At 50.8% G+C, this 12,621-nt stretch carries 13 protein-coding genes; all 13 read right to left on the bottom strand.

Annotated features, from left to right (window positions below):
• Positions 1 to 313: 313 nt before the first annotated feature.
• A complete protein-coding gene (gene rpmF, locus HMPREF3027_RS09395) occupies positions 314 to 493 on the bottom strand; it encodes a 50S ribosomal protein L32 (RefSeq protein WP_021903113.1) in 180 nt (59 codons plus the stop codon).
• A gap of 17 nt (positions 494 to 510) precedes the next feature.
• Positions 511 to 1,041: a YceD family protein gene (locus HMPREF3027_RS02000; protein ID WP_070706632.1), complete on the bottom strand. Its 531-nt coding sequence runs from the start codon at positions 1,039 to 1,041 to the stop codon at positions 511 to 513.
• 366 nt (positions 1,042 to 1,407) lie between these two features.
• Entirely contained in the window at positions 1,408 to 2,163 is a 756-nt protein-coding gene (locus HMPREF3027_RS02005; RefSeq protein ID WP_070706634.1) for a biotin--[acetyl-CoA-carboxylase] ligase, read from the bottom strand.
• Positions 2,120 to 4,639 carry a YfhO family protein gene (locus HMPREF3027_RS02010; RefSeq protein ID WP_070706636.1) on the bottom strand — a complete coding sequence of 840 codons (2,520 nt, stop codon included), beginning with the start codon at positions 4,637 to 4,639 and terminating at the stop codon, positions 2,120 to 2,122. The genes HMPREF3027_RS02005 and HMPREF3027_RS02010 overlap by 44 nt, the downstream gene beginning before the upstream one ends.
• Before the next feature lie 3 nt (positions 4,640 to 4,642).
• Complete coding sequence (locus HMPREF3027_RS02015; RefSeq protein ID WP_246830506.1) at positions 4,643 to 6,112, bottom strand: CCA tRNA nucleotidyltransferase; 1,470 nt, start codon at positions 6,110 to 6,112, stop codon at positions 4,643 to 4,645.
• Positions 6,113 to 6,151: 39 nt separating this feature from the next.
• On the bottom strand, positions 6,152 to 8,203 hold the full coding sequence (locus tag HMPREF3027_RS02020) for a tetratricopeptide repeat protein (protein WP_070706638.1): 2,052 nt from the start codon (positions 8,201 to 8,203) through the stop codon (positions 6,152 to 6,154).
• Between the two features lie 2 nt (positions 8,204 to 8,205).
• Positions 8,206 to 8,760 carry a peptide deformylase gene (gene def / locus HMPREF3027_RS02025; protein ID WP_018028446.1) on the bottom strand — a complete coding sequence of 185 codons (555 nt, stop codon included), beginning with the start codon at positions 8,758 to 8,760 and terminating at the stop codon, positions 8,206 to 8,208.
• Entirely contained in the window at positions 8,760 to 9,197 is a 438-nt protein-coding gene (gene ruvX, locus HMPREF3027_RS02030) for a Holliday junction resolvase RuvX (protein ID WP_018028447.1), read from the bottom strand. The genes def and ruvX overlap by 1 nt, the downstream gene beginning before the upstream one ends.
• The gene (gene folK / locus HMPREF3027_RS02035) at positions 9,182 to 9,655 is read right to left on the bottom strand and encodes a 2-amino-4-hydroxy-6-hydroxymethyldihydropteridine diphosphokinase (RefSeq protein ID WP_018028448.1); all 474 of its coding nucleotides are present in this window, start codon (positions 9,653 to 9,655) and stop codon (positions 9,182 to 9,184) included. Before folK ends, ruvX begins: the two co-directional genes overlap by 16 nt.
• A 10-nt stretch (positions 9,656 to 9,665) precedes the next feature.
• Entirely contained in the window at positions 9,666 to 10,721 is a 1,056-nt protein-coding gene (gene queA, locus HMPREF3027_RS02040) for a tRNA preQ1(34) S-adenosylmethionine ribosyltransferase-isomerase QueA (RefSeq protein ID WP_070706852.1), read from the bottom strand.
• Between the two features lie 25 nt (positions 10,722 to 10,746).
• Positions 10,747 to 11,490: a tRNA pseudouridine(55) synthase TruB gene (gene truB / locus HMPREF3027_RS02045; RefSeq protein WP_021903105.1), complete on the bottom strand. Its 744-nt coding sequence runs from the start codon at positions 11,488 to 11,490 to the stop codon at positions 10,747 to 10,749.
• 3 nt (positions 11,491 to 11,493) lie between these two features.
• Entirely contained in the window at positions 11,494 to 12,342 is an 849-nt protein-coding gene (locus tag HMPREF3027_RS02050) for an undecaprenyl-diphosphate phosphatase (protein WP_070706640.1), read from the bottom strand.
• Positions 12,343 to 12,345: 3 nt separating this feature from the next.
• Entirely contained in the window at positions 12,346 to 12,621 is a 276-nt protein-coding gene (locus HMPREF3027_RS02055; RefSeq protein WP_070706642.1) for a DUF3098 domain-containing protein, read from the bottom strand.

Here is a 12,621-nt window from a genome sequence, read left to right on the forward strand (position 1 = left end):
GGAAGCCTAGGCTCAGCAGATCGCCTTCGTGCAATAGTCTCTAATTACAAGATACATCATCTACTCTAGAGAGGTAAAATCGACCGCTTGCGGTCGGACGGATCCTAGCCCCTGGTCGGAGGGCTAGCCCGAACGACCAGGGGAATGCGGTAATCTCCTAGCCACCCCTACGACCTCCCCTTGTGGGAGGTCGGACACCTCGGGCTAGGAATAGACACCGTGCAACATTCTCAATAAGTAAATGCTAATAATAAATGGAGCTACAGCCGAAAGGGCTATAGCTCCATTTATTATTCTCCAAGGAGAGAGGGTTTTATGCCTCTACCTCAATAGCGATCTGACCTCTATAGTAGCCGCACTCTGGGCATACAGTATGGTATACGTGATAAGCACCACAGTTTGGGCACTTAGCTAGAGTAGGTGCAGTAGCTACATCATGGGTTCTACGCTTACGGGTCTTGGACTTTGATTGACGTCGTTTAGGATGTGCCATATTGATATAATCTCTATTTAGTTATTATTTTTATTCTTATTTATTCTCTCCTTCAGTTCAGCCCACATTGGGTCGTGTGGGTTGTTTTCTGTGGGTGGTTCCATCTCTAGGTGGCTCACCACTTCAGGGTCGCACTCACTGATATCCTCATGTACTTTTATGGATGGCAAGCTTAGTGCCAGGAGCTCGTATGCTATCCACGAAAAGTCATAGACTGGATCCTGAGCATCGAGAGTGATTTCCTCGTCGTTTTCGTCATCAAGAGCAGAGCCAAGTATCACCTCCACATACTCTTCTGCCTCTACATCTAGCTCCATTGGGGCTAGGCAACGATCGCACTCCACAGAAACTATCCCACTGTAGCCAAAGGTCAGTTTGAAGCGGTTGGCGGTGAGTGGAGCTACTGTGAGCACGAGGTCTACGTCACCCCCTAAAAGCTCTGTCGCCTCGACCTCATCAAAGAAGTCGTCCCCTAGGTGGAAGCTGTAGCTCTCAGTCTGCTTTGGAGGGTGCGTGAAGTCAAGTGTCAAGTGATTATACTTATCCATCTTATCTCTTCTCTATGCAATATAGGATATACCTATATAAAACGTGGCAAAGTTACAAAAATATGTGGCAAGTACCAACTATTACCTCGTTGGGTTACTAATTTTAAGAATGTCATCGAATGCAAATGCCTTTATCTAAGCAATAAAATGAAAAATATAGCTGAATATAGGACGGTCTAATGTGCCTTTGTAACCCATTGATATTTAGCATGCTATGAAAGCGAAAACTTAGTTGCATCTCAGCGATTGCTTAGTTGCAACTCGCCGATTGCTTAGTTGCATCTCATCAATTGCTTAGTTGCATCTCGGATTTTGCTTAGCTGTACCTGTTCAATCTGCCCGATTTATGAACGTGTTTCCAAGCTACTATAATATGGTGCTAATCTCTTTGAAGGCAAATTGCTCTTTGCCTCTCGTGGCTGACTCTATCTCTAGCAGCCCATTGGGGAGTACCTGTTGGATCGTGCCGAGGAACCGCTCGCCAGATGGGAGCTGGTATTCTTGCTCCTGTTGGTAGCCGTATAGGTGTTGGTGATACTGTTTTCGGAGTGCCTCTACATCGTCCGCGAGCCTTTCCATCTCGTGCTGGAGCAGTTGAGCTATCTCTCGGACCATTGAGTGGTGCCACGCTTCGTAGTTTTCAGGAAAGGTAATGCCTTCGAGTGCCAATGAGGTGGCTACTGGGTGGTAATCTCCAAATTGAGTCTGCTTCACATTGAGCCCAATCCCCACAATAGTGTAGTTGAGTCGGTCGCCCAGCCATTCATTTTCCGTAAGAATACCTGCGATCTTACGCCGGCCTATTAGGAGGTCATTGGGCCACTTAATGGCGATCTCGGTGGGCTGAATATAGCGAGAGAGTAGCGTGAAAAGTGCTAACGAGGTGACCCTATTGAGGTCGAAGGTGGTGACCCCATGTGGTAGCTCCGGACGTAGTAAGATAGAGCAAGAGATGTTTTGTCCTGGCTCACTCTCCCAGCTATTGCCTCGCTGCCCTCGCCCTGAAGTTTGGGTGTGGGTATCTACTATGGTGTATGCTGGTAGCTCGGGATCCTTTGTGAGTAACTCCCGGAGGTAGTTATTCGTTGATCCTATCTGCGCTAGGTGTATCAGACTTTCCATGCTTTTTCTGTCGGATGTAGTAGATAACGGTGCCGATGCCTGCTAATAGGAGGAGTAGGTTGCCAATATTAGCGACCAACTCGGTGGTGTGCAGCGTTTTGGGATCAAAGACAAACTCAATCTGATGCTGACCCGCAGGAACCACTAAGGCACGGAGTAGGTAGTCGGCCCTTAAGATCTCTGCTGGTGCTCCATCGATAGTGGCGTGCCAACCGTGTGGATAGTAGATTTCGCTGAAAACGGCGAGCCCCTCTTGTGCGTTGCTACTTTGGTAGGTAACTTTATTGGGGCTATAGCTTGTGAGCTTTATCTGTGCGGTGCTATCTGGGGTAATGGTGGTGGGCAGATGCTTTGCAAAGTCGCTTCCTACCACAGCTACCTCCTGCAGTGATACCTTGCCGATGGTGGTAAATTCATCATCGGGGGTATCCACCTTTTGAGCCTTGGAGACAAACCAAGCATCTCCGTAGGTGTCGGGGTCAGCAATGGGCACTTCTCGACCAAGGCTATCGGGGATAATGTAGTACTTCGTATTGAGAGCTCGAAGGATATTGAGGTCTTGGTGCACTAGATACCCCTCAATCAGGTCTTGATACCTCTGCAGTTTCGCCGCATGGTAGCCACCTACTGAGCGGTGATTGTAGGAGGTGGTGGCGTCATTGAAGGTATTCACCGCAAGATTGAGCACTCTGAATTGAGTGGTATCGGCAAGGATTATCTTATCGGCCTCCGTGGTATGGGATACCTTTGCCTGTACGCTCCGCTGTGGTAGGTACTTCTCATCATTGAGGTACCGCTTGTCTACACCCCAAAGGTCTACTAAGATAAGTAGGAATAGAAGGGAGAGCATCCACTCCTTATTGAGTTTCTCCTTTTGATAAAAGTAAAGGATGCCGATGCCGAATAGTAACACTATGATGGTACGCAGTGCATCGGCCTTGAAGATGCCTTCGCGCACCTGCTCAAGGGCGCTCCGCACAAGTGCCACCTCTTGGTTTTCTGCCGTAAGGGTGCTGAAGGTCTCTGCCTCAGCACGGCTAAGGAAGCCACCCGATAGACTTGGAGCTACCCACATCAGGAGGGCGACTCCGAGGGTGAGGGCTACTGAAATGATAGCGGCCTTTTTGTGCTCTTTGAGTAGCTGTGGCTGGGTTGAGAGCAGATATAAGGCCCAAATGGCGAAGAGGGGTAGGGTAAATTCTGCCACCACTAGTATGGAGGAGGGGGTGCGGAACTTATCGTAGAGGGGGAAGTGATTGATGAATAATTCGCTCAGCCACATCAGATTGTGCCCCCACGAGAGCATAATGGTGAGCAGGGTGACCACTACCAAGCCCCACTTCATCGGCCCCTTAGCCACCATCATTCCGAAGAGGGCGAGTAGTAGCACAATGGCTCCGACGTAGACTGGCCCAGCGGTAAAGGGCTGGTCGCCCCAATATCTATTCTGCTGCGCCACGATGCCGACGAGTTGTGGGTCGCTAACACCCCCATTTTGTGCCTCCTCAATGCCGATGTATCCCGAGGCACCTCCCTTGGCATCGGGGATTAAGAAGGTAAGCATTTCATCAATGCCGTAGCTCCACTGTGTGATATAGGCGTGGTCAAGGCCCGTAGTGGTGGCCTGCTTATCAGTCGCCTGGTCCAGTACCGTAATCTCTCGCCCACCTCGCATCGTCTCTTGGCTATACTGATAGGTGTGGTAGAGGCTGGTGCCATTGATTGCAATGCCCACTAATCCCGCAGCGAGTACGGTACCAGTTGCCTTTGCGAAGTGCAACCACTCTTTTTTGTGTGCCGCCTCGATGCCCCACGCCACCACCATTGCTACCATTACGAAGGCGAAGTAGTAGCTCATCTGGATATGATTGGAGTAGATCTGCAAGGCAGTGAAGAGCCCAGTGACGAAGAAGCCGAGGAGATACTTTCGCCGATGAAATACCAGTACCAGTCCGGCGATTGTGGGTGGAATGTAGGTGAGGGCAAGGAGTTTCCAAATGTGTCCAGCATCAATCAGGATTAGGAAGTAGCTTGAGAAAGCCCACATAATAGCCCCACCAATAGAGAGCAGTCGCTTCAATCCCCAGCTTCGCATGAAGATATAGAAGCCTATGAGTAGCATGAATATCAGGTAGCTATCCCCAGGTAGGAAGTTGAGGAATGGAAGGCGAAGGCGGTAGAGGTTCTGTGCCACCTTGATCCCCTCTGCCGAGGGGTAGGAGGGGGAGATTTGGTAGGTGGGCATGCCCCCAAAGAGGCTACCTGTCCAGTAAGAGCGTTCGCCAGTCTCCGCCTTGTACTCCACCACATCACGCCCAGTACCTGAGGCGGCGGCACCATCGGCCTGAAAGAGTACTCTGCCCTCAAAGGCAGCAGGGGTGAAGTAGGCAAGTGAGATGACTAAAAATAGCAGTACCACAGCTATTATATAGCCCCACGGTTTGAACTTTAACTGGGATATTCCACTCTTCTTCATATCTTATGCCTCTAATCTATTGACTACTTTGAACTCTGGGAACTGATCCTCTACGAGCTTGTACATATATTCTAGTGCCGCCTCTCTCTCATTGGGGATGACCCCGTCAAGGATGGCGTCTTTGATCTGTTCTTTGATTAAGCCCAGCTCTCTCCGTGGGGTGAGCTGGTAGATATGCATGATATCATTGCCACTGACGGGTGGTTGGAAGTTGCGAATCCGATCCTTCTCCTCTATCTCTACCAACTTCTCTCGCACCAGGGCGAAGTTCTGTAGATACTTCTGCACCTTCGCAGGGTTTTTACTGGTCAGGTCGCACTCACAGAGAGTCATTAGGTCGTCAATATCATCTCCCGCTTCAAAGAGGAGGCGACGAATAGCCGAGTCGGTCACCCCTTCATCGGCGAGCTGAGCAGGCCGCATATGTAGGCGAACGAGCTTTCGGATGTACTCCAAACGCTCTCCTAGTGGAAGCTTGATGCGACGAAAGAGTCTAGGCAACATCTTCTGACCAACATAGTCGTGGTTGTGGAAGCTCCACCCGATGCCCGACTCAAATCGCTTGGTGACTGGCTTCCCAATATCGTGAAAGAGGGCGGCAAGGCGTAGGTAACTATTGTCGCTCACCTTCGCTACGTTATCCACCACTATGATGGTGTGGACGAAGTTGTTTTTATGCCCGATGCCCTCCTTGGTCTCGGCTCCTTTGAGTGCCGAAACTTCGGGGAGATATTGATCCATCAACCCTGTCCGCTGCATCAGTCCTAGCCCTATCGAGGGCTTGGGAGAGTCAATGATCTTCATAAACTCCGTCGTTACACGCTCTATGGAGACCACTGGCGGCTTGAGCCGCTTCGCATTTCGGCGGATGGAGTTAAAGGCTTCGTCACACACCTGAAAGTTGAGCTGACTTGCAAAACGTACTGCTCGCATCATACGGAGTGGGTCGTCCGAAAAGGTTTGGTCGGGGTCTAGCGGTGTGCGGATCACGCTATTCTGTAGGTCGGCAATTCCGCCAAAAGGATCATGCAGGGTGCCACGCTTCTCACCATTGAGTGTAATGGAGAGGGCGTTGATAGTGAAGTCGCGCCTTGCTTCGTCCTCCTCAAAGGTCGCCTCCTCCACAATCGGCTTGCGACTATCTTGGCGGTAACTCTCTTTTCGGGCACCTACAAACTCCAAGTCCAGGCCATGCCAGTGGATTTGTGCGGTGCCGAACGACTTGAATACCGATAGTTTGGCACCCTTGCCAAGACGCTGAGAAAGCTCTTTGGCGAGGCGGATACCACTGCCGAGGGTTACGAAGTCAAGGTCTTGCTTGAGCTCTCCTTTAAGGATAAGGTCACGCACGGCTCCTCCCACTAGTCGCACCTCTTGCCCCACCTCATCCGCTGCAGCAGCGATGGTAGAGAGGAGTTGCTCACCAAGTTTCTCCGTTAGTTGTTGATATATGATGGATGGTTCTTTACTCATCTTGATAACTCTTCACTTTTCAATTCAAAGGGCACTCGCCTACTTCATCCGCTTGATGATAGAGTAAGCCTTGAAGTAGCCCAAAGCTCCAGCTTGGCTGAGGTCATTATCCCCCAGTTGCTTCTCCCCGATGGCATAGTGGCAGAGCCCTCTATTGAAGTAGGCGGAGCCTAGTGTTGGCTCTAGTTTAAGCACCTGGTTGTAGTACTCAATCGCCTCGCTATAATTGCCCATGGAGGCCTTGATATAGGCAATGTTGAATAGGGCTGGCACATAATTAGGGATTAGCTCAAGCACCACTTTTAGGTCGGTAAGTGCCTCCTCCGAAATGGCTTTCTTCTTGAGGTACTCCTTAGAGAGGGTGCTATTCATACTGATTCCGAGCCTATTTTGGCTATTCCTTTCTCCGTCCTTGGCACTCTCTGCCTCGTAGGCAAGGATTCGCGAGGTGGCTCTTTGGAAGTAGGGCGCTGGGTCATCGGGTATCGCCTCAATAATCTGCCCCATCGTCTGCACCACAGCATCGTGATCCTTAATGGTAAGTTGGTCGAGAGCCAGATGCATCATTGCTTCGGCAGAGTGGGGGATGCTGAGGTCAAAACTATCCACTGCATTGATGTGCTTCTGCAACTCCGCTTGCGATAACTGCGGTAGATGCTCCACTACCAGCACACCATACTCCTCAGTAGGTAGCCCAATGGCCGAGGAGTAGGCCGTATTGGTATTGGTCTTCAGTTGCTTATCCACCGCCACATAGTAGGAGAGCGTAAAGAGTGGCTCTGGCTCTATCAGCACCTCTCTATCCTGTATACGACCACGGATACCCTGCTCCTCCGTGTAAAGCTCGTCGTATGCCTTTTGCTGGCTAGCATAGACGAGCGACCTAAACTTCTGGATATTATCATCCTTCTCGCTACGTACCCGCTCCGTTTCCTCTGCCAGTGCTGCCTGCTTTGCTTGTTGTGACGTGGCCTTTTGGAGGGTACCTTTGTCGTAGGTCATCTTCGAGGCAAGGTAAAGGTCCTCCCGAGCCGCCTGCGACTTTCCTTGTCCCGTTCGGGCATCTGCACGCTCTACAAGAGCTGGCAAGAAGGTAGGGTAGCGCTCAATGATTCTATCCAAATCGGCCTCTGCTACTTGGTAGTCGCCGATTTGGTTTGAGATAATAGCACGGTTGAAGAGAGCAAAGTAGTTATTCGGCTCCCGCTGCACCACCTTGTTAAAGTCCTCCTGTGCCGCATTGATTTCTCCCACTTGGCTCCGCAGAAGTGCCCTATTGTAGAGTGCCAAGGTATTGGTCGGATCCAGTTCAATGGCAATAGAATAGTCCGCCATTGCCCCTTTGATATTGTACTGCTGATACCTCACAATCCCTCGATTGAGATAGAGCTCTGCCCTATCTGGCATATACTCCATCGCCCGATTGATGTACCCCTCCGCTTCGCTATAGTTCCCTCTGTCGTACGAGATACCTGCCATCGAGAGGTAAGCCCCCGAGAGGGTGGGTGAGATAGCAAGAGCCTTCTCAAATAGATCGATTGCAGCCACTGTATCCCCTCGCTCTAACTGAAAGCCGCCATCTATCATATACCCCTCTGCATAATCAGGGTAATAGCGATGGAGGTGATCCAAAGTTGCCCTTGTGCCGATGCTATCCTTCAGCGCCATCTGAAGCAAAGCAGAGTTGTGGAGTGCCCCTTTGTGGTCGGGATTATCCTGTAGCACCACCTTGTAATCTTCCAACGCAAGGGAGTCCTTGCCGAGCGTGTGCCGACTGATGGCCCTAAGGTAGTACGAGCCTACTAGAAAGGGATTTCGCTCAATGGCGGCACTGCTATCCGCTTCCGCTCCTAGGTAATCATCTAGTGAATACTTAGAAAGCCCGCGGTAATAGTAAGGTTCAGCGAGATATGGTGCACTCTGTATGGCCGAATTGAAGTATTGTATCGCCAGTACATAGTCCTTAAAATAGATCGCGTTCTGCCCCACAGAGATCACCCGTTGGGTATCTATCTGTGCCTGCAGAGCTAGGGTACTCCCACCTAGGAGCCCCATCACGATCAGCACCACTCTCCAAAAACCTTTCAACATATCTACTTCGTAATCACCTTGTAGTGAGCCCTTACTTGCCCACGACTCATCTTCTGTAGCTTCCGCTTAATCATCGCCTTCCGCATTGGATTGACCCTGTCGGTAAAGAGCGTCTGCTCCAGATGGTCGTACTCATGCTGTATCACCCGAGCATTAAATCCCGAGTAACTCTCTTCGTGAGGCACCATCTGCTCATCTAGGTACTTAATTGTAATCTGCTTGGGCCTATCTACATTTTCATTCAGCCCTGGTAGACTGAGGCACCCCTCCTGCATCGTACAGCTCTCCTCGCTGTACTCCGTGATAGTAGGATTGATAAATACCTTCTTAAAGCCCTTGCTATCGGGGAAGTCGTCCCCCAGAGGATCCGCATCGACCACAAAGAGACGGATCGCCTTCCCCACCTGAGGGGCTGCCAATCCCACCCCATCCGAGGCGTACATTGTCTCAAACATATTCTCAATTAGCTTCCCTAGCGACGGAAACTCCTCCTCCGTCACCTCTCTCGTCTTCTCTCGTAGCACCTCTGTGCCATAGACATATATAGGTAGTTCCATTACTTCTTCTTGTACTTCTCTTGATATATTCTACTCTCCATAAATCCTTGTAAGATGATTACCGCACTCACCTCATCGGCAATTCCCTTTTCACGGCGCTTCATCTTTCCCAGCCCCGCATCTATCATCGCCCTTTGAGCCAACACCGTAGTAAATCGCTCGTCAAACCGTACCACCTCCACCGTTGGCAAAAGTTTACGCAGACGGTTCACCACCGGCTCAATATACTTCACGCTCTCCGAGTCAGTGCCATCGGCCTGCTTTGGCTCCCCCACTACAATCAGGTCGATAGGCTCCTTTTCAGCATACTCCTTGAGCCATTGAGCCACCTCGTGAGTGGGCTGAAAACCAAGCCCATTCGGCACTATCTGAAGCAAGTCAGTAGCGGCTACTCCCGTTCGCTTTCGCCCAATATCAAGTGCTACAAGGCGTCCCATAGCAGTTGCTGTATTGTCTTTCCCGTCACCGGGTCCACCACGTTGGGTGCTATCTCCGCCAGTGGCTTGAGTACAAACAGACGCTCCCTAAACCTAGGGTGCGGGATTGTGAGCCCCTCCTGCTCCACTACTTCATCACCATAGAGGATAAGGTCGAGGTCAATACTCCGATCCTTGTAGATGCCCGAGTGGCTCTTCTCGCTCCGTCCTAGCTCCCGCTCTATCTCTTGCGTCACCTCTAGCAGTTGGCTTGGTGAAAAAGCGGTCACCCCCTCCACCACTTGATTGAGGAATAGATGCTCCGACTCAAAGCCCTCTGGCTCCGTCTCCAGCACCTGCGACTCCGCCACCACCTCCACACCCCTCATAGAGAGCTGCTGGATAGCTTGCTTTAGCGAGGCACCTCGATCTCCGATATTCGAGCCAAGGGCAATAAAAACCGTTTGCTTCACACCCATTCTCTTATCCTTACAGAATCAGCATGGCATCGCCATATTGCCCAAAGCGATACCCCTCCTTCACCGCTGTCTTGTAGGCCTTCATCACCTTGTCATAACCACCAAAGGCAGCCACCAACATCAGCAACCACGAGTAAGGCATATGGAAGTTTGTCACCATCGCATTCTGTAGCCCATAGTGGTATTCAGGGAAGATAAACTTGCTCGACCAGCCATCGTACGGCTTCACAAATCCATCCATACTCACCGCCGTCTCAAGAGCCTTTGCCACCGAAGTCCCCACAGCCACGATACGCTTCTTTTGCTCTACCGCCTTATTGATCGTGTCGCAAGTCTCCTGATTAATAATCATCCGCTCCGACCCCATCTTGTACTTCGAGAGGTCATCCACATCAATCTCATCATACATCACCCGGCTAGTGTGCAGTGTTAGCGACGTAAATCGTATATCCTTCAGCTCAAAACGCTTTATCAGCTCCCTACTGAAGTGAAGACCAGCTGCTGGTACCACTACCGCCCCCTCCTCCGTAGCATAGATTGTCTGATAACGATCCTCATCCTCAGGCTCTACAGGTCGGTGTATGTAGTCTGGTAGGGGCGTCTCTCCTAGCGAGAAAAGAGCCTCCTTAAATTCATCGTAGGTGCCGTCGTAGGCAAACTTCAATATTCGCCCCCTCGACGTGGTATTATCCACCACCTCCGCTACCAGCTCGTCATTCTCACCGAAAAAGAGCTTATTACCGATACGTATCTTACGAGCCGGGTCCACCAACACATCCCACAGCATCGGTTCATTCAGCTCACGGAGGAGAAATACATCGATCATCGCATTCGTCTTCTCCTTATTTCCCACCAATTTAGCAGGGAATACCCGAGTATTATTCAGCACAAATAGGTCATCCTTCCCAAAGTACTCTAGGATCTCCTTAAATTGCCTATGCTCTATTTCCCCCGTATCCTTATGGAGTACCAAGAGACGGCTCTCATCCCTGTGTTTCTCAGGGTATTGTGCTATCTGCTCCTTAGGAAGCTTAAAATTAAAGTTCGATAGTTTATACTCCGCCATATTCATATATTCCTCCTTTTCCTTCTTAGTCAATAGTCATACGTTCCTCAATATACTCCTCAAACTGCTCCACCCCAATTCCCTCCGATGCTCTAAACTCCCCCACCGATTCACGGCGAAGGGCGGTCAGATAAGCACCACACTCCAGCGACCGCCCGATATCCCTTGCCAAAGCCCTGATATAGGTTCCCTTGCCACACACTACCCTGATCCGAATGTAGGGTAAGCTGTACTCCAGTAGCTCAATGCGGTCAATCCGCACCTCCTTCGCCTGTAGCTCCACCCCCTCTCCCTTTCGGGCCAATTCATAGGCACGGCTACCCGCCACCTTTACTGCCGAGAATATTGGTGGCACCTGCGGTATCACCCCCTCGTATTGCTTCAGCACCTCCTCTACCTTTTCCCTCGTGATATGCTCCGTGGAGAATGTGGCATCCTCTTCACTCTCAAGGTCAAAGGAAGGCGTCGTTGCCCCCAGCTTCAGCGTCGCCGTATACTCTTTCGGCAACTTCTGTACCTCCTCTATCCGCTTCGTGTATCGGCCAGTGCAGAGCACCACCACCCCCGTAGCAAGAGGGTCTAGCGTCCCCGCATGCCCCACCTTAAGCCGCTTCACTCCGAGCTTTTTGCAAAGTAGCCACCTAAATTTATTCACCACATCAAAGCTGGTCCACTTGAGTGGCTTATCCACCACCACAAAGGTACCATCCGAAAAAATATTCTGAGGCACTTCGTGCGACTTATGATCTCTTTGGCTCTTTTGCATCATTCACTAAACTAGGGCTAGCTCCACCCCCATACCCATTAATACAAGTATCACTCCGCCTACCAAGATACGATAAACTCCAAAGGCAGCAAAACCGTGTCGCTTGAGGTACTTGATAAAAGTCTGTATCGCCACCATCGCCACTATAAAGGAGACTACATTCCCGATGAGTAGCGTGACCCAATGCTCCTGAAGGATATAGAGCGTATCGCTTTTCCAAAACTTGATCACCTCCAGTACAAAGGCTCCGAGCATCGTAGGTACAGCGAGGAAAAAGCTAAACTCTGCCGCCACCTCGCGCTTCAGCCCTACCGACATACCGCCCACGATCGTAGACATACTCCGCGACATACCGGGGCAAAACATCGCAATGGTCTGGAAAAGCCCAATGGCAAAAGCCTTGCCATACGTCACCTCCTCCTTGTGATTGTTGCGAATTAGGCGGTCAATAAAGAGCATCACCACACCTCCAATCAGTAGATTAAGAGCGATGATCCACACCTTGCCCAGCGCCTCATCCACCCAGTCATTAAAGAGCAGACCCAGTATCGCAGCAGGCACCACTCCCACTACCAGTAGGAAGTAAAAACGAAAACGGCTCAGCCCCCGCCGCCACTTTCGCTCCTCATGCCACATATCCTGGGGAAGGTCAAAACGAAAGAAACGTTTGAAGTAGAGCACCACCACCGAGAGGATTGCCCCAAATTGGATCATCACCGTAAACGCCTTCACATAGGGGGTCGGCTCCATCCCCATCAGGGCTTGAGCTATCACCAGATGTCCCGTGCTGGAGACCGGCAGGAACTCCGTGAGCCCCTCTACTATTGCCAGTATAATCGCTTCTATTATCGTCATAGCTTACTTCTCTTCCTCTCCTGAAGATTTCTTCGCTCCCTTGCCACGCCACAGCAGAGCCACCAGTAGCCCTACATACCCTAGCGTCAGCACCACAGGAGCCACCCCAATGCGGGTGCTATTGAATACCTCCGCGTTAAAGCTCACTCCGTCCTCCGACTTACCTCCGGCCAAAAGTAGATACCCCACCACCAGCACCGCCACCGATGCCAGAGCTATGTAGAGGTTCACCTTCCCAAAGCCGTATCCTTTGATCCTTTTATCTTCCCTGCCTTCCAT

The organism is Porphyromonas sp. HMSC077F02, assembly GCF_001815465.1.
Classification (GTDB): domain Bacteria; phylum Bacteroidota; class Bacteroidia; order Bacteroidales; family Porphyromonadaceae; genus Porphyromonas_A; species Porphyromonas_A somerae.

What these genes read in the sequence shown, in the direction of transcription:
- rpmF (WP_021903113.1), bottom strand. Translation starts at nt 493, where the DNA reads ATGGCACATCCTAAACGACGTCAATCAAAGTCCAAGACCCGTAAGCGT.
- HMPREF3027_RS02000 (WP_070706632.1), bottom strand. Translation starts at nt 1,041, where the DNA reads ATGGATAAGTATAATCACTTGACACTTGACTTCACGCACCCTCCAAAG.
- HMPREF3027_RS02005 (WP_070706634.1), bottom strand. Translation starts at nt 2,163, where the DNA reads ATGGAAAGTCTGATACACCTAGCGCAGATAGGATCAACGAATAACTAC.
- HMPREF3027_RS02010 (WP_070706636.1), bottom strand. Translation starts at nt 4,639, where the DNA reads ATGAAGAAGAGTGGAATATCCCAGTTAAAGTTCAAACCGTGGGGCTAT.
- HMPREF3027_RS02015 (WP_246830506.1), bottom strand. Translation starts at nt 6,112, where the DNA reads ATGAGTAAAGAACCATCCATCATATATCAACAACTAACGGAGAAACTT.
- HMPREF3027_RS02020 (WP_070706638.1), bottom strand. Translation starts at nt 8,203, where the DNA reads ATGTTGAAAGGTTTTTGGAGAGTGGTGCTGATCGTGATGGGGCTCCTA.
- def (WP_018028446.1), bottom strand. Translation starts at nt 8,760, where the DNA reads ATGGAACTACCTATATATGTCTATGGCACAGAGGTGCTACGAGAGAAG.
- ruvX (WP_018028447.1), bottom strand. Translation starts at nt 9,197, where the DNA reads ATGGGACGCCTTGTAGCACTTGATATTGGGCGAAAGCGAACGGGAGTA.
- folK (WP_018028448.1), bottom strand. Translation starts at nt 9,655, where the DNA reads ATGGGTGTGAAGCAAACGGTTTTTATTGCCCTTGGCTCGAATATCGGA.
- queA (WP_070706852.1), bottom strand. Translation starts at nt 10,721, where the DNA reads ATGGCGGAGTATAAACTATCGAACTTTAATTTTAAGCTTCCTAAGGAG.
- truB (WP_021903105.1), bottom strand. Translation starts at nt 11,490, where the DNA reads ATGATGCAAAAGAGCCAAAGAGATCATAAGTCGCACGAAGTGCCTCAG.
- HMPREF3027_RS02050 (WP_070706640.1), bottom strand. Translation starts at nt 12,342, where the DNA reads ATGACGATAATAGAAGCGATTATACTGGCAATAGTAGAGGGGCTCACG.
- HMPREF3027_RS02055 (WP_070706642.1), bottom strand. Translation starts at nt 12,621, where the DNA reads ATGGAAGGCAGGGAAGATAAAAGGATCAAAGGATACGGCTTTGGGAAG.